Origin of the sequence: Chryseobacterium sp. CH25, from assembly GCF_004119455.1 — a bacterium.
Classification (GTDB): Bacteria; Bacteroidota; Bacteroidia; order Flavobacteriales; family Weeksellaceae; genus Chryseobacterium.
The window spans coordinates 342631-359876 of record NZ_NRQT01000001.1 but is presented as its reverse complement, the minus strand read 5'-3'; the positions used below and the strand labels follow the sequence as shown (position 1 = coordinate 359876).

General features: G+C 36.1%; 10 protein-coding genes. 5 read left to right on the top strand and 5 right to left on the bottom strand.

What is annotated here, in order from left to right; all coding sequences use genetic code 11:
• Positions 1 to 10: 10 nt before the first annotated feature.
• The 5 genes from BOQ64_RS01570 to BOQ64_RS01550 form a co-directional block, all read right to left on the bottom strand.
• Positions 11 to 2836, bottom strand: a complete 2826-nt coding sequence (locus BOQ64_RS01570; RefSeq protein WP_228448059.1) for a TonB-dependent receptor plug domain-containing protein — start codon at positions 2834 to 2836, stop codon at positions 11 to 13.
• A gap of 546 nt (positions 2837 to 3382) precedes the next feature.
• The gene (locus tag BOQ64_RS01565) at positions 3383 to 5338 is read right to left on the bottom strand and encodes a T9SS type A sorting domain-containing protein (RefSeq protein ID WP_129056616.1); all 1956 of its coding nucleotides are present in this window, start codon (positions 5336 to 5338) and stop codon (positions 3383 to 3385) included.
• Between the two features lie 160 nt (positions 5339 to 5498).
• Positions 5499 to 6677, bottom strand: coding sequence for an acyl-CoA dehydrogenase family protein (locus BOQ64_RS01560; protein WP_129056618.1), 1179 nt, complete (start codon positions 6675 to 6677; stop codon positions 5499 to 5501).
• Between the two features lie 128 nt (positions 6678 to 6805).
• Positions 6806 to 7594, bottom strand: a complete 789-nt coding sequence (locus BOQ64_RS01555; RefSeq protein ID WP_129056620.1) for an NUDIX hydrolase — start codon at positions 7592 to 7594, stop codon at positions 6806 to 6808.
• A gap of 16 nt (positions 7595 to 7610) precedes the next feature.
• Positions 7611 to 8804: an MFS transporter gene (locus BOQ64_RS01550; protein WP_129056622.1), complete on the bottom strand. Its 1194-nt coding sequence runs from the start codon at positions 8802 to 8804 to the stop codon at positions 7611 to 7613.
• Positions 8805 to 8980: 176 nt separating this feature from the next.
• Here BOQ64_RS01550 and BOQ64_RS01545 point away from each other — a divergent pair, with 176 nt between their 5' ends.
• From BOQ64_RS01545 to BOQ64_RS01525, 5 genes are read left to right on the top strand one after another with little or no spacing between them, the layout of a single operon-like run.
• Positions 8981 to 11893, top strand: coding sequence for a SusC/RagA family TonB-linked outer membrane protein (locus tag BOQ64_RS01545; RefSeq protein WP_129056624.1), 2913 nt, complete (start codon positions 8981 to 8983; stop codon positions 11891 to 11893).
• Between the two features lie 6 nt (positions 11894 to 11899).
• The gene (locus BOQ64_RS01540; RefSeq protein ID WP_129056625.1) at positions 11900 to 13429 is read left to right on the top strand and encodes a RagB/SusD family nutrient uptake outer membrane protein; all 1530 of its coding nucleotides are present in this window, start codon (positions 11900 to 11902) and stop codon (positions 13427 to 13429) included.
• 2 nt (positions 13430 to 13431) lie between these two features.
• Positions 13432 to 14859 carry a glycoside hydrolase family 30 protein gene (locus BOQ64_RS01535; protein WP_129056627.1) on the top strand — a complete coding sequence of 476 codons (1428 nt, stop codon included), beginning with the start codon at positions 13432 to 13434 and terminating at the stop codon, positions 14857 to 14859.
• Between the two features lie 40 nt (positions 14860 to 14899).
• Positions 14900 to 15709, top strand: a complete 810-nt coding sequence (locus BOQ64_RS01530; protein ID WP_129059617.1) for a family 16 glycosylhydrolase — start codon at positions 14900 to 14902, stop codon at positions 15707 to 15709.
• Between the two features lie 39 nt (positions 15710 to 15748).
• On the top strand, positions 15749 to 17188 hold the full coding sequence (locus BOQ64_RS01525) for a glycoside hydrolase family 30 protein (RefSeq protein WP_129056629.1): 1440 nt from the start codon (positions 15749 to 15751) through the stop codon (positions 17186 to 17188).
• Positions 17189 to 17246 lie beyond the last annotated feature (58 nt).

The window sequence follows — 17246 nt, the reverse complement described above, 5'->3', positions numbered from 1 at the left end:
TTTGAAATTGTTATAAATTGAAATTGATCTCCATCCCGAAATAGGGGTCATTAATCCCTTTTCTGTTGATGGTAAAGCCATTGACGTTATAAGGTGCGTAATAGCTGAAAAGCCTGTTGGCAAACATGGAAACGATAACTGTTTTATGTCTGAAACTTTTGGTTACCTTAAGATTAAGATTGGCTTCCAATGGTCTTCTGGTAGCATTATAGCGGTCTTCATTCTGTGCAATCATCAGCCTTTCGAGAAGCGTTCCTTTTGCTGTATCAGGATTAAATGGAAATATATGACCGTTTTGGTCCACATAATGGCTGGGAGCTCCGTTCATAGGATCTAATTTTCTCATCGAATACCATGAAAACTGGAAAGATGTAGAGAAGATCAGGTCTAATTTTGGAATATAGGTATCCATCATCAGATTCGTATTCAGGACTTCGTTTACGGAATTAGGTTCCATTCCGTTATAAAGTCCGAGATAAGGATAAGGTTTCCCATTAATCAGCATATCCGGTCTTTTGTAAACCGGAAGACTGTTCCCGTATTTTGTACGAAACCATGCACCACTCAACGTAAATCTGGTATTGATGACTGGAATTCTGTTGGAAGAATATTGAAATTCCACTCCTTCCTTATCTATTTTACTTCCATTACGTTGTGAAGAATACATAAAGTTTTCCATTAGGTTCTGATAGGGCAGTGTAGTGATGTCCGGCGGAGAAGTTATGGCTTCATGGTTAAGGGCAGAGGTGTCGTATTTTTTATATTCATAGACCGCATATTCGTTCATCGTACGGAAAGCATTGTGCATCTTTTCTTTAAAAACAGTTACAGATAGCTGATGAAGGCCCAGGCTGAAATCTACTCTCGCTTCAAACTTCTCATTGATAGCAGGTTCTATTTCTGTATTTTGAGGATTGTATATCTTGGTTTTATAGTTTACTCTTCTATAATTTGGGTTAGAATGGAAATAATTGAGCTGCTGAATATCTTTATAAATCAATTCAGGGTACAAAAGGTTTAGATCCGGGAATAAACTCTGTTTACCATAACCTAATGTGAATGCCAATTGAGATTTCTTATTCATTATATTGAACTCCGGAAGACTCCATTGGAGGTTGATTCTTGGGTCCAGATAAACTTTTCCATTCATTTTAAAATGAGCGGGGATATTCAGTATTGAATTTCCTCTTAATCCCATTGCCAATATAAGTTGATGCTGTCCAAGGTTTGCTGTACTGATGGTTTCCAAAAACATAGCAGAAGTGGAATAGGCTGGAACATCACGATAGGCACGCGGTCTGAAGGTAGCTTTAGGATCTATAGGTTTATAAATGTCAAATAATTGTCCCTGACCCCAGTTTTTACTGAGTTGCCAGTCGAATCCGGTATTGATCTCATTTTTAATGTGTTTAAAGTCCCATTGGAAATTATTGACCATTTTTACAAAAATATCCAGAGGTTTCCCATCTACTGTATAATCAGAAATATATCGGGCTTCAGGATAATAACCATCGTATTCACCTTCAGTTCTGGAAAGTGGGAAAGCGGTTGCATTTTCCAACTGGATAAATTTGGTTTGTTTTATTTTATCAAACCTCTGATTAACTGTAGCCTGAACTTCTGTTGATCTGTAAAATGAAAGTCCAGTTTTTGTATAATTCAATACATTTGAAAGACTTACAAGATGATTGTTGACTTCATATGAGTTTAGTTGAGATAAATCTGCATCCGGATCAGTTTTTGAACCATCCAGTGAACCTGTGTAGCTAAGATGAGTCTGCCATCTGAATGTACCATGACTTTGTTGTTTCTCTTTGATGAGTGCAAAATTTGCAGTAATCCTTTTATAATTTTCAAGTCGGTCTCTTGGATCAGATTTCGCATTCAGATAATCAATCCCTGCATTTATTTTTAGATCTCGTTCTTTGTCTTCAAATCCTTTACTGATTGCAAATAGTTTGCTGTAACCATCCGCTTTAAATCTGGATTTCCATTTGGTATACCCTGATTTGTTCGTGATTTTAACAATCCCTGACGTCAGGTTTCCATAGATTACAGAAGGAATTCCACGAAGAATCTCCACTTTTTCAATTTGATCTGTAGAAATACTGCGCATATCAACACCGCTTGTAAGATTGAGCCGCCTTTTCAATCCGTTATTGCTTTTATCTAAAAAATCATAAGTATACTGAAGGTTGGCACCGGAGTTCAATGGAGCACCATCTACCAGAAAGGTTGTACCCATTGCAGAAGTATTATAATCATTGCCAGGATTACCAGTTTCACGAAGACTGATCTTATTCACTTGGTTTAAAACAGGGTCTCCGGATCGTCCTCCGGGAAGTAATTCAAGAAGATCTGTAAAACTTGATGGCTGCAAATGCTGCATTGCCCTTTGGCTAATCACAGAAGATGAAGTTAACCCCTTGCTTTCCTTAGCAGTAATAATTACTTCTTCAATAGAATTAATTTTGTCTGTTAATGAAAAAGTAAATACTTCAGGCTTTGTAATGACAATCTTACCAGAATATTGAATGATACCATTTTTTCGAATTTCAATAGCGTATTGACCTGGGATGGCAGTGATAACGGCAATTCCTTTATCGTCTGTAGATACGGAATAGGTATTTTTATCAGATATAATTTTGATTTCTGAACCGGCTGCTGGGGCAGAATGATTATTTCTTACTTCAAATGAAACATTGGCAGACCTGTCCTGTGATTGAACTGTTGAAAATGTAGCGAGAAATAAAAGTGTAAAAATCTGTGTTTTTAATGGGAATCGTGGATCGTTATGTACCATCGGCATTTTTCTTCCGGCAAAGGTAGGAGCCAATAAATAAGATTTCTAATTTTATTTAGAATAATTTAAAATAATTGATAAAAATCATTTTGCTTGCTTCGTGTTTATTTAAGTTTTTAAAAGTGAGAAGTAAATGTAAGGTGTTTATTTAGTGGGTTTTAATGTGTGTTTTGATAAAGCTTTTTAGGGTTTTATTTCTAATTAGTATTGTTGGAGTTATTTTTTTGAAGAATGCTCGCTCAGCAATTTGTGATTATTGTAACACAAAGTTTTATTTTCATGATACTTGATTTTTAAGGAAGCAAATTGTGAAATTAATTTTATTGATTCTCTCTAAGCGTATGTATATTCTTATAGCCTTATCAACGATAAAGTCGGATTTCTTTGCTTCCTGAAAGTATAACAATCTGGTATATAGAGACTTTGTGTTGAAAATGAAAGTGTAAACCTTATTCTTGAATCAAATGGTAATGAAATTAAGGATCTTCATTGTCTTCAAAAGTGTGTAAAAATAAAAAAGCACCCCATTGCTGGAGTGCCAAAATTAACTTGAAAATGATATATAAAAAGGATTAGATGTTAAAGTTTAACTTTTTTATTGATGGTTTTCCCGTTGGAAAGAGTCATTTGTACAACATATATACCCGGTTCCATACTTTTTGATTCAAATTGTTGGGAGTTTACTTCCTGCTGGTGAATCAAAGCTCCGGAAATGCTGTAAATGTTGATATTTTTAATGTTGTCATTAGCTCTGGCTCTTATCTGCTTGTTCTGAGCAAAGATATCTGTACTGCTTTCCAGTCTGCTGTTTCCAATATTTTTATTAAACTGTAAATTATAATATGAGGTAACTACTTCGAATGTGTATTTCTGAGCATCCAGATTTTTTAAACTGATTCCATCGTTTTCTTGATACTGATCTTTTGAAATGGAGGTCACCAGATTTTTATTTTCATCAAAAATATGAACTGCTGAAAGTTCGTTTTCGTCAATTTTCAATTTTAAAATGGAATTGTTCTCTGATTGTACAATTTCATTTTCAGCGATTTCTCTCGGGGTATTTTTAATGTACGGAAGCATTTTTTCCTGATTGTTTTCATTTACTTTTAACAGATAAACTCCATCATTTAAGGAGGACAGGGTACGCTTGTCTGCAGATTTGCTGCTTGCTTTTTCGTTATTAAAATCAGTTACTTCCATCAACTGCATATTCCCAAGATCAGGCTTGATCTGAGATGAAAATAGAGTAGGTGTTTCTGATAAAGTCTCTGCGGACTGTTTTCCAAAAATAGACCCTACTGCAGCCCATTGATTAAAAAGTCCACCGCTTCTTAAAGTATTAAATTTAGCATTGGAAGCCAAAACGAATGGGACAATTCCGCCCACATGGCCAATTGGTCCCCAGTAGAAAGAATCCAGCTTATATTTGTTAAGATCCCACCATGCATAATAGCCACGCTGTACATCAATGGTTTTGGATGTGTTTTCCGGTGGAATAGCAAGATCAACGGTAGAATGCCCAAGAGTCATAGGGGTTTTGTTATACCAGTCGTATACATCTTTGGGCTTCAGACATTGTCTGAATTTATGATTAGGATTGTTGGTTACCTCATTAATAAAATTGGTTGTGAATAGTTTTCTCCATAAAAATGGTCCCCAAAGTAGGCCACCATTGTCCTGAACAACATGATAATTGTATTTCTCAAGATATTCTGCAGAAATGACTTCTGAAATATCATTAGTATAGGTTTTGTATCCGGTATTATTACAGCTGTGAAGTACATTGGCCAGGAATGAGCTGAACGGATAAATATCTTTTTCTAAAACTCCTTTTTTTAAAGTTGTTTCTGACATATCATAAGGACCATCGCCCATATAAGCATATTTGAACTTTAGATTTCCGGGATTTGATGCATTTAATCTTTTTAAAGTAGACATGGCTGCATGCGCTCCTTGTGAGTAGCCTGCAAGGAAATATTCATCATATCGTTTTATATTCAATTGTGATAACACTTTGTTGGCTGCGGTAACAAAATCGATAGTGGCACCGGACTCAGTAGCATAATCTACATAAGGGTGTACACCATCTCCGTCTCCCATCCCTACATAATCAGGAGCCATTAAAATATAACCATTGAGAACATATGAAAGCTCCACTACAAATCCTGCAGTTAGTGCTCCTTTAAAATTGGAAGGAACATTGTGTCTGCTGTCAGTAGTTCCATGATCTGAGACTACTGTGGAAAGTTTCATATTCACATTAGGATACATCAGAAGTCCTGTTGCTTTTACAAGGACATTGTTTTCATTTTTGGTATAATAGGTTATTTTATATCCTTTTAAACCAACATTGAAGCCATTCAGATAACTTACAAAGTCAGGGGCATTTTGTTCACCAAGATTATTGGCTATGAAATTAACAACCCCTTGCGGTGTTAAATCCAGTTTAAGTTCGGAGCTTACGAGGTCTCCAGGCTGCTGGGCGAAATAAAAAGGCGCAGCGAGTCCTATCAAAAAAGTTGTGATTTTCTTCATATCGTGGATTTTTACTATTGTCAAGGTAGTATTTTTATTAATTCTTCAAAAATATTCCGACATTAATAATTATTCACTGAATATTAAATTCTCTGAAATGTGAGTAAAATAAAAGAGTCTGATCCAAAGACCAGACTCTTAATTCTATATTTCCCTTTCCTTAGAAAGCGTTGATACCTGTAATATCTAAACCGGTGATTAACAAATGAACATCGTGAGTTCCTTCATAAGTAATAACTGACTCCAGATTGGCAGCATGTCTCATCATTGGGAATTCACCCATGATACCCATACCTCCAAGGATCTGTCTTGATTCTCTTGCGATATCAATTGCCATTTTTACGTTGTTACGCTTAGCCATAGAAATTTGCGCAGGAGTTGCTTTATGAGCATTTTTAAGGTTTCCTAACTGAAGGCATAACAACTGAGCTTTTGTAATCTCTGTTAAGAATTCAGCTAATTTTTTCTGTTGAAGCTGATAAGAACCAATTGGCTTACCAAATTGTTTTCTTTCTTTAGAATACTGAACTGCTGTACAATGACAGTCGATAGCAGCTCCAATTACTCCCCATGAAATTCCATATCTTGCAGAGTTCAGACAAGATAGAGGTCCTTTTAATCCTGTAACTCCTGGAAGTAAGTTCTCTTTCGGTACTTTTACATCATTGAATACCAGTTCTCCTGTTTTGGAAGCTCTTAAGCTCCATTTATTGTGTGTTTCCGGAGTCGTGAATCCTTCCATTCCTCTTTCAACAATTAATCCCTGTACTTTTCCTTCCTCATTTTTTGCCCATACCACTGCAATATCGCAAAGAGGAGAGTTGGTGATCCACATTTTAGCACCATTCAAAAGATAGTGGTCTCCCATATCTTTAAAATAAGTCTCCATGGAACCTGGGTCAGAACCGTGGTTAGGCTCAGTTAATCCAAAAGAACCAATCATTTCTCCTGCAGCTAATTTGGGAAGGTATTTCTTTTTCTGTTCTTCAGAACCGAACTCATTAATAGGAAACATTACCAGAGAGCTTTGTACTGAAGCAGCAGAACGTACTGCGGAATCTCCTCTTTCCAACTCCTGCATGATAAGACCATAAGAAATCTGATCTAATCCTGAACCTCCATATTCAACCGGAATATATGGTCCTAATGCCCCAATTTTCCCTAATTCTCTCATCAAACCAGGAAGGTCAGTATGATTTTGGGCTGCCTGGTCAATCTGCGGCATTACATAACTTTCAACCCAATCTCTTACAGATTGGCGGATCAGTTTGTGTTCTTCAGTAAGTAAAGCATCAATTCCATAATAATCAGGGATGCTTGTAAGAGGATAATATGACATGATTTTTTGATTTTGTTAAAAATAACATTTTTCGTGGTGTTTGAGAAATTTTTTTGAAAACTTATCTAAATGCTGGTTTTCAAACAGATAATATGGTTTTTTCCTGATTAAGGGATAAAATTCATATTTTAAACCTCCTCATCATTGGAGATTGGATACTGATTAGTGGCATTATGAACTTCTGTTTTGAATTTATACAGGTACGGAGCCTTATTGGCAGAACCATCATATAATTTTTCCAGTCTGTCAAGAATATTAAGACTTAAAATTTTCCTTTGGAAGTTATTTCTTCTGAATTTTTGCCCTAAAATGGTTTCATAAAGAGCTTGAAGATCCTTCATGGTAAATTTTTCAGGCAGAAGATTGCTGGCTGCCACTTCAGTGTTGATATTCATTCTCAGATATTCTAATCCGGTTTCTATGATTCTGTCGTGGTCGAATGCCATCTTAGGAAGATTGTTTACTTCAAACCATTCGCAGCTTTCATTAAAAGCATCCGGGAAAGTATTTGTGAGTGAAAAATCGATGAGGCTGCAGTATCCTACCGTAATAAACCTCTGGAAAATCCAATGGTCTTCCGGTACTTCAATTCCTTTATTTCTAAGAAGAATCTGATGAACGTTATTTTCTGTACGGTCAATTCTTCCAAACGTATGAAATTGCTTTAAAAACAGATCTTTAAGATGGGTCCGCTCATACAAAACCCTTTCTGCTGCTTCCCGAAGGTCTTCATCATTGAAAACAAAACCACCCGGAAGTGACCACAGATCCAGATCATGATACTTTAATAACAGTACTTTCAGAATATTGTTATGAAAGCCGAATATCGTACAGTCTACAGAAATATGAGCCACGAAATCCTTTGTGTCGATCAGTTCCTGAAGTGTTTCTTTGCTTTTTGTGTCTTTGATTTTCATGGATGTAAAAATAAAACTATTTTCTATATTTTCTTTTTGAGACGTTAAAATACATCAAACTAATCACAAAAAGAAGAATTACAGAGCATAAAATATATAATGGATAAAAGTTTAAAAGTTGCTTCCCAAAGAGTATAGCCATGATAATAGAGCTCACGGAACTTCCCAGAGAAGAAAAAATGACAATCAATGAAGTAAACAGGTTGATCTTTTCTTTATCAACCACAGCAATCATTTTTGAATTGACAACAGGGTAGAGCGGAGAGAGAAACAATCCTACAACCGGAAACAGAAATAGAATAACCCTTGAATCTTCAGAATCAAAATACTGAATTCCCAGAATCATAAGCAATAATGCAACGATAAGCGATATACAGATGATATAATATTTTGATAATGAAAATTTACGGATGATATTGGCTGTAATAGTTCTTCCGGCATAGGAAAAAAGGGAAAGAAAAGAGGTGGCCTGAAGAGCAAAAAAAGAATTGACTTTCAGATGATTCTTATAAAATGAAGGCAGCCATGAATTAAATCCCTGTTCTACAAAAACAATAAAGAAAACCACCGCAAGGAATAAAGCAACTACAGGTGTTGTAAATCCTGATAATTCCGAGAATATGCTTTTGCTTTCAGATGGTTTAGACTCCGTTATTTCTATTTTTGAAAGCAGGAATATAGTGATGGCAGATAATAGGGCAATCAACAGAAATCCAAACCTCCAGAATTCGGAATACTGACTGGAAATCAGCCATCCGAAACCTGTATTCACTGCAAAAATCCCTATCATAAAGGAAGCTTCCACGCTGTTCATGGTTTTAGCCAAAGATTTTTCGTCTGAAATATTATTCCTGATGATTCCAAATACACATATTTTTCCAATGGCAAAACAGGCTCCAATAATCGCAAACCAAACTTTATAAAACCAGAACTCTTCTATAAACGGAAGGAGACAGGAACAGACTCCTACTATAGCCAAAGCAGCAATTAATGCTTTTTTTGCTCCGGTTCTATTAATGAAACTTACCGCAAACAGAGAGATAAATGCAATAGGCAGGTCTTTGAATGATTCCAGAAATCCCAGCTCTCCATAAGTGATATTGGCATCTGCAAGCTGAAGGATAATAAGTCCCATACAGTTTAATACCATTGAGAAAATTAGAAAGGTCAGTTTTAACGGGAGAGAAATTTTGGAATGCTTAGCGGTCATTTCGGGAGTTAACTTTATTGAATTTTTATAACTTTTTGTGAATAATTAATGCGAAGATATGGCTTTTAACCCTCAATAATAAACGAAATTTTAAAATATTTATTAATATAATGTTAATTAATTGAAAAAAATATATTTTTATTGTCTCAATTTGAGAATTAAAACAATGACTGTATATGAACATAAGAATATCATTAAGCTTAGGCGCGGTTGCCGTTCTCTATTTCACGGCTAATTTCAGTGCTCAGACTAAGAAGGATACCCTTTCTAAAGAGAATAAAATTGACGAGGTTGTAGTGATCGGTTACGGTACTCAGAAAAAGAGTAATGTAACAGGCGCAATTTCCAGTGTAAGAGCAAAGGATATTGAGGACATTCCTTCAGGTAAACCGGAACAGGTCTTACAGGGGAGGGCAGCAGGGGTCTCTGTTGTTACCAATTCCGGACAGCCAGGAGCTGCCGCAACAGTAAGGGTACGTGGGGTAACCAGTTTCGGAGCAGGAAGTAATGATCCTTTGTGGGTTGTAGATGGTATCGTAGTGGATAATATTGGCTGGCTCAATCAGTCTGATATAGAAAATATTGAGATACTGAAAGACGGTGCGTCCTCTGCAATCTATGGAGTTTCTGCTGCTAAAGGAGTTATTCTGGTAACGACTAAAAAGGGAAGAAAAGGAAAAATGAACTTATCTTATAATGGATTTTATGGGTTAAGTTCTGCTGCTAAAAAGCTTGATCTTCTGAATGCCAGTCAATATGGAATGATTATTAATGAAGCACTGACTAATGGTGGACAACCTGCAAAATTTACAAATCCTCAATCTTTTGGAACCGGAACGGATTGGCAAAAAGAGATTTTTAACACTGCAGAAAGAACTTCTCATGAATTCAGCGTTAGTGGAGGAAATGATAAATCTACTTTTTATTCTTCGTTTGGATATTACGAACAGGACGGGATTGTATTAAAAGATATCTCTAATTATAAAAGAATGAATGTAAGATTAAATTCAACTCATAAAGTGTTTGATTTTCTTACTATCGGGCAAACTTTAACCTATACCCATCAAAAGAATAAAGGGGTAAATGCCAATGATGAGTTTGGTGGACCTTTAAGTTCTGCCATCAATTTGGATCCGATTACTCCTGTAGTAGCTACGGATCCTAATTTATTAAATACTGGTCCATATAACAATGCAGAGCTTTCTCCTTATCTGATAAGAGATCCTTTTGGTAATCCTTATGGAGTATCTACTATTGTTGAAAATGAGATGACCAATCCATTAGCATACAGACAAACACAACTTGGAAAATACAATTGGTCTGATGATTTTGTAGCCAGTGTGTTTGCTGAACTGAAATTTTTAGACCATTTCACATTCAAAACTGCTTTGAATGGAAAACTTTCCTATTGGGGGAAAGAACAGTTTACTCCAAAGTTCTATCTTAATACAAATGCCAGAAATACGGTGTTTAACAGCTTTTTAAGAGAGAGCAATAAAAAATTAGAATGGAATACAGAGAATACTTTAACTTATGATAATAAATGGGGCAGCCATCATTTAAGTGTATTAATTGGACAGGGGGCTTATTTTTATAATATTGGTTCCGGAAGTACTGCTACATTTACCAATTTGCCTGTTAATAATTTTGAAGATGCATCTTTTAATTTTGATGTTCCTGCAGAAAACCGTCTGGCAACAGCTTACGATGGTGTTGAAACGCATAAGGCATCTTATTTTGCAAGGGTTATTTATGATTATGAGGATAAATATCTTTTTACCGGAACAATTCGTAGAGATGGGTCTTCCAAGTTTGCAGGAAACAGGCACTGGGGAAATTTCCCAGCCTTCTCTTTAGGGTGGAATATTTCTAATGAAAATTTCTGGCCGGAGAATAAAATTGTTAACAATTTGAAATTTAGAGGAGGATATGGTGTCTTAGGAAATGATGCAATGGAGAACTTCAGATTTGTAAGCTCACTTAAATCCGGAAGTAATTATACATTTGGTGACAATAACATTATTATTGGATACGCTCCGACTACATTAGAAAATCCCGATCTGAGATGGGAGGAAACTTCCCAGTTGAACGTGGCCGCGGATCTTAAAATCTTAAATGATTTTACCTTAACAGTAGACTGGTATAAAAAGAAAACAACAGATATTCTCCGTCAGGTAGATATTCCAGGATATGTAGGGGTTCCTGATAGACCATGGAAAAATGTAGGAGATATGAATAATACGGGTATAGAAATCAATCTGGGGTATAAAAAAACGTGGTCAGATTTCGGAATTTCAATCAACGGAAACTTTTCTTATCTGAAAAATGAAGTCACAAGACTTGAGGATAATAAACTTTTTGAAAATTTCGCAGGATTCCAATCAATGGGTAATGTGACAAGATTCCAGGTAGGATCACCATACGGGGCTTTCTTTGGATATAAAAATGTTGGTATTTTCCAGACACAGGCTGAAATAGACGCTTATAGAAATGCTAATGGAGATTTAATTCAACCTAACGCTAAACCTGGAGATTTTAAAAGGTTGGATATCAATGGAGATGGAAGGATTAATCAGGAAGATTATGAATATTTAGGAAGTTCAGTACCTAAATTTAATTATGGATTAACCTTGAACCTGAATTATAAAAATGTTGATCTGATGATTTTTGCACAGGGGCAAGGAGGCAATAAGATTTTCCAGGGTCTGAGAAGACTGGATCTTTTCTATGCTAACTATCAGACGACCATTCTTGATCGTTGGACAGGACCGGGAACTTCCAATACCGTGGCTAGACTGGATGTTAACGACAGAAATGAAAACTATACGAAGATGTCTGATTATTATCTTCAAAAAGGAGATTTCGTAAGAATTAAATTAATACAGTTAGGCTATACATTACCTACTGAAGTTTCTAAGAAATTTGGTGCAAGTAAAGTAAGATTCTATGTGACAGGAGAAAACTTATTTACGTTTACAAAATATACAGGATATGATCCCGAAATTGCTGTAAACGATTCTTATGGTATAGACAGGGCTTATTACCCTCAGGCAAGAACATTTTTATTTGGTGCAAACATTCAATTCTAAAATAACATGAAAAACAGATTATATAAAACAATATTATTAGTTGCCCTTACATCAGGAATTGGATTCAGTTCCGTTTCATGTGGTGATGAATTCATTGAAGATGTACAGAATAAAGGAGCTTTTGACTCCAGCAACTATTTCCAGAACGAAGAACAGTCTTTCACGGCATTGGTGTCTGTATATGACTTACTTAGAAAATATTCAGGAGGATTTGAAAATACAGTTACCTTTTTCAATGCCGGGTCAGACGATTTCTATTCAGGAGGAGGAAGCCCTACAGATGGTGCTGGTATACAGAGTTTTTCAAATTATTCAATAGACCAGATAACGGTTCCCAAAACCTATTGGAATGATTTTTACCAGGGAATTGCAAGAGCAAACCTTCTTATCCAGAGAATTCCGGAAGCTAAAATGAATGATCAGACCAGAAACAGGTTTATTGCAGAAGCTAAAACATTAAGAGCTCTCTATTATTTTGAGCTGTTAAAAATGTTTGGAAAAATTCCTTTGATTTTAAAACCAATTGCAGCTTCTGACGATTATTATCATATTCCTCAGGCAGATCCTCAGACCGTTTACAACCAAATTGAATCTGATATTCTTGCTTCAATTAATGATTTACCATTAGCAATTCTTCCAACTAATAAAGCTGAAGTAGGACGAATTAGCCAGGGTACAGCACGTGCTATTCTGGGTAAAATCTATCTGTATAACAATAAAAAAGATCTTGCAGCGGCACAATTTGCAGAAGTGAATGGTACGCCTGGGCAAGCCAGTCAGTACGGATATAAATTGGTTGCTAACTATAATGATCTATGGAAGCCGGATAATAAGTTTACATCAGAATCTATTCTTGAAGTGATGCACACCAATAAAGGAAATTCCGATTGGAGTTTTTGGGGACAGGGAAAAGATGAGGGAAATTCAATCTGTATTATGATTGGACCGAGAGGGTATAACAGATTGCTGCCTACTTCTCCGGATATTGTTTCGGGATGGGCATTCAATACGGCTACTGAAGATCTTTTTAATGTTATGAAAGATGATCCCAGAGTAAATGCTACTATATTTAATGCAAAGCAATTAACGGCTGAAGGTAAAATTACCTATTCCCCTGCTAATAATGATACAGGTTATTTCTTAAATAAATATCTTCCCACAAGAGCTGAGGTATCTTCACTTCCCGGAGCTCCGGAGCTTAATTACAGCAGAAATTATATTGTGCTGAGATTAGCAGATACTTATTTGATGGAAGCAGAAGCCCTCAATGGAAGTGGGGCAAGAGCTCAGGCGTTGCTGGATGCTGTAAGAAGCAGGGTAGGATTGCCATCTGTTCCGGTTTCTCTACAGGCTGTTAAAGATGAAAGAAGAAAAGAACTGGCAGGAGAAGGGCATAGATGGTTTGATCTGGTAAGATGGGGTGAAGCTCCTTCTAAGCTGGCTTCCAGAGGTTTTAAAGCGGGTAAAAATGAAGTATTGCCCATCCCTTACAATGAGCTTATTAATACATCAATTAAGCAAAATCAGGGATATTAAATATGAAGTTTCACAACTTATATAGTTTCTTTAAAGGTACTGCACTGCTTTGCGGTGTAGTACTTTTTCCTTTATCATGCAGCTCGGTTGCTCAGAGTAAAAAGGATGAAGTGAATTACTGGCTTACCAAAGGTGATGAAAGCATTAAATTTCAACCTCAAAGTCCAATCAGATTTGTAAATACGTCCAATAATCTTCAGAATATTGAAATTGATGATACCCAAAAGTTTCAATATATTGATGGTTTTGGATATACATTAACGGGAGGAAGTGTTGAGGTGATTAATCGTTTATCATCATCAAAGAGAAAAGCTTTGTTGAATGAACTTTTCGGAAGTGATAAAAATTCTGTTTCCATCAGTTATCTGAGACTAAGTATGGGGGCTTCGGATCTAGATGGTGAAGTTTTCTCTTATGATGATCTACCTGAAGGACAGACTGATGTTTCTCTTTCCAAATTCACTTTAGCAAAAGATAAAGACTTGATTGCGATGTTGAAAGAGATTTTAGCCATCAATCCTAAGATTAAGATCATTGCAACACCATGGTCAGCTCCAGTCTGGATGAAAGATAACGGAAAATCAAAAGGAGGAAGTTTAAAACCTGAATTTTATGAAACCTATGCACGATATTTTGTAAAATATATTCAGGGAATGCAGAAGGAAGGGATTATTATTGATGCAGTTACTCCTCAAAATGAACCTTTACATCCTGGGAATAATCCAAGTATGTATATGCCATCTGAAAAACAGAGAGATTTTATCAAAGGATATTTAGGTCCTGCTTTTAAAGCCAGCAGTATTAAAACCAAAATTGTTGTATATGATCACAATTGCAATAAACCGGAATATGCTCTTGATATTTTAAAGGACCCTGAAGCATATCAGTATATTGATGGATCTGCTTTTCACTTATATGAAGGCAATATTTCAGCATTAAGCACCGTACACGATGCTTTTCCTGATAAGAATCTATACTTTACAGAGCAATGGACAGGTTCAAAAGGAACTTTCAATGAAGATCTGAACTGGCATATGAAAAATGTAATCATAGGTTCAATGAGAAACTGGAGTAAAACAGCATTGGAGTGGAATCTTGCCAACGACCCGAAATACGGACCTCATACAGAAGGCGGATGTACAGAATGTAAAGGAGCCATTACTATTTCAGACAGTGAAAATTTTACCAGAAATGTAGCTTATTATATTGTGGCTCATGCGTCTAAGTTTATACCGGCAGGGTCACAGCGTATTGCTTCAACACAGACGGAATATTTATCAACAGCAGCATTTAAGACCCCATCAGATAAAATAGTACTGATTGTTCAGAACGATAATAAAGCTGTTGAGAATTTTAATATTAAATTTGCCGGGAAAACCGCACTGGTAATGATTCCTGGACAATCTACAGCGACTTATATTTTTAATTAAGCACGAGAATCTAACTTAGCCAATATGTAATGATCACAGTATGAATTTTAACTTTCAAAATATCATTCAACTTTGTACAGCTACAATGTTTATGCTGTCTGTGGGAAGTTGTGTTTCAGCACAGTCAGATTCCAGACGAAAATTGATCTGGAGTGATGAGTTTAATGGAAAAGGACTCCCTGATTCTTCAAAATGGAATTATGATGTAGGCGGAAGCGGATTTGGAAATGAAGAAGCCCAGTTTTATACCAAAGACAGGCTTGAAAATGCCAGAATGGAACATGGAAATCTGGTTATTGAAGCCAGAAAAGAAGATTGGAAAAAAAATAAATATACTTCTGCAAGACTTTTAACCAAAGGAAAATTTTCATTTCAATATGGAACTATAGAAGTAAGGGCTAAACTTCCCAAAGGAAAAGGAACCTGGCCAGCCATCTGGATGATGAGTGAGAATATGAAGAAATGGCCGGATGATGGTGAGCTGGATATCATGGAACACGTAGGGTTTAATCCGGGGTATATTCATGCTTCAGTACATACTAAAAAATACAATCATATCCAGGGAACACAGAAAACGGATACCTTAATTATAAAAGATGTAAGCGAGAAATTTCATGTGTATAAAGCAGATTGGACACCGGAAAAGATTGATGTCTATATTGATGATAAAAAGTTTTTCACCTATGAAAATACAGAAAAAACCGGGGAAGCATGGCCATTTGACCGACCTTATTTTATCATTTTAAATCTGGCAATAGGAGGTTTTTGGGGTGGAAAAGAAGGAATTGATGACCGTATTTTTCCACAGAAATATTATATAGACTATGTGAGGGTCTATCAAAATAAATAATGAAAAAGAGAACCAATTGGGTTCAAAAAATAATAAATCATGAGAAAACTAATCGTAAGTTGTTTTGTAATAGGGGTTGCCATCAATGTCAATGCCCAGAATTATTGGAAAAAGCATGAAGGGAAAACAGCTAAGGTAATTTTGACCAATTCGAAAGTGAATGAAAGAATGACAGACAAAGGTGCTGTGAAATTTGAACAGTTCGGGCAGCCAAAAGAAACAGAAGCCTGTATTTTTGTAGCTCCTGGTTTTAAATATCAAAAGCTGATCGGAATTGGAGGGGCTATTACAGATGCCTCAGCAGAAACATTCTATAAAATGCCAAAGAACAAACAGAAGGAGATTCTGGATGCTTATTTCGGCAAGAATGGTCTGGGCTACACGGTAGTTCGTACCAATATGAATTCCTGTGACTTTTCCAGTGATTCTTATACCTATGTAGAAGATAATGATACAGCTTTGAAAACGTTTAACGTTGCCCACGATGAGAAATATAAGATTCCATTAATTAAGGAAGCTCAAAAAGCTATTGGAAATAATTTTACCTTCTATTTCTCTCCGTGGAGTCCGCCAGCATGGATGAAATCTAATAAAAGTCTTTACAAAGGCGGAAGATTAGAGAACCAATATTATCAGACCTGGGCAGATTATTATATTAAATTTATCAAAGAATACGAAAAAAGAGGAATTAATGTCTGGGGATTAACCGTTCAGAATGAACCTATGGCTACACAATCCTGGGAATCATGCATCTATACAGCGGAAGAAGAAGGAGAGTTCCTGAAAAATAATCTTGGGCCAACGCTTTGGAAAAATGGCTTTAAGGATAAGAAAGTAATGATCTGGGATCACAACAGAGACCTGATCTATCAAAGAGCTACCACCACACTCAGCGATCCTGAAACTTCAAAATATGCCCACGGAATTGGGTATCACTGGTATGAAACCTGGAATAACAAAACCCAGCTGTTTGATAACCTGGCAGAAACTCACAGGGCTTTTCCTGATAAATTCCTTGCTTTCACAGAAGGTTGTAAGGAACAGTTTGCGATGGATAGAATTTACGATGTAAGTCTTGGAGAACTATACAGCAAGAATATGCTGAACGATTTTAATAAAGGAAATGCTTTATGGACAGATTGGAACATTCTTTTGGATGAAACCGGAGGTCCAAACCATAAAGGAAACTTCTGTTTTGCTCCAATTATTGCCGATACCAAAACAGGAGAAGTGTTTTACACGTATGAATATTATTATATAGGACACGTTTCAAAGTATATTAAACCTAATGCACAGAGGATAGGTTCATCTTCCAACAGAGCTGCTTTAACTTCTTCAGCGTTTATGAATGAAAATGGTCAGCTGGTTACCGTCATCATGAACGATTCTGATAATGATATTGAAACCAATCTTTGGATTGAAGGGATGGCAGCCAAGCTGAATGCACCAGCCCATTCTATACAGACCGTAATTTTATAACATCATATTACTATTATTTTAAGTGGAATCGGCGGCCTCAAAGAGGCCGCCGATTATT

What these genes read in the sequence shown, in the direction of transcription:
- BOQ64_RS01535 (WP_129056627.1), top strand. Translation starts at nt 13,432, where the DNA reads ATGAAGTTTCACAACTTATATAGTTTCTTTAAAGGTACTGCACTGCTT.
- BOQ64_RS01555 (WP_129056620.1), bottom strand. Translation starts at nt 7,594, where the DNA reads ATGAAAATCAAAGACACAAAAAGCAAAGAAACACTTCAGGAACTGATC.
- BOQ64_RS01550 (WP_129056622.1), bottom strand. Translation starts at nt 8,804, where the DNA reads ATGACCGCTAAGCATTCCAAAATTTCTCTCCCGTTAAAACTGACCTTT.
- BOQ64_RS01565 (WP_129056616.1), bottom strand. Translation starts at nt 5,338, where the DNA reads ATGAAGAAAATCACAACTTTTTTGATAGGACTCGCTGCGCCTTTTTAT.
- BOQ64_RS01540 (WP_129056625.1), top strand. Translation starts at nt 11,900, where the DNA reads ATGAAAAACAGATTATATAAAACAATATTATTAGTTGCCCTTACATCA.
- BOQ64_RS01525 (WP_129056629.1), top strand. Translation starts at nt 15,749, where the DNA reads ATGAGAAAACTAATCGTAAGTTGTTTTGTAATAGGGGTTGCCATCAAT.
- BOQ64_RS01545 (WP_129056624.1), top strand. Translation starts at nt 8,981, where the DNA reads ATGAACATAAGAATATCATTAAGCTTAGGCGCGGTTGCCGTTCTCTAT.
- BOQ64_RS01530 (WP_129059617.1), top strand. Translation starts at nt 14,900, where the DNA reads ATGAATTTTAACTTTCAAAATATCATTCAACTTTGTACAGCTACAATG.
- BOQ64_RS01560 (WP_129056618.1), bottom strand. Translation starts at nt 6,677, where the DNA reads ATGTCATATTATCCTCTTACAAGCATCCCTGATTATTATGGAATTGAT.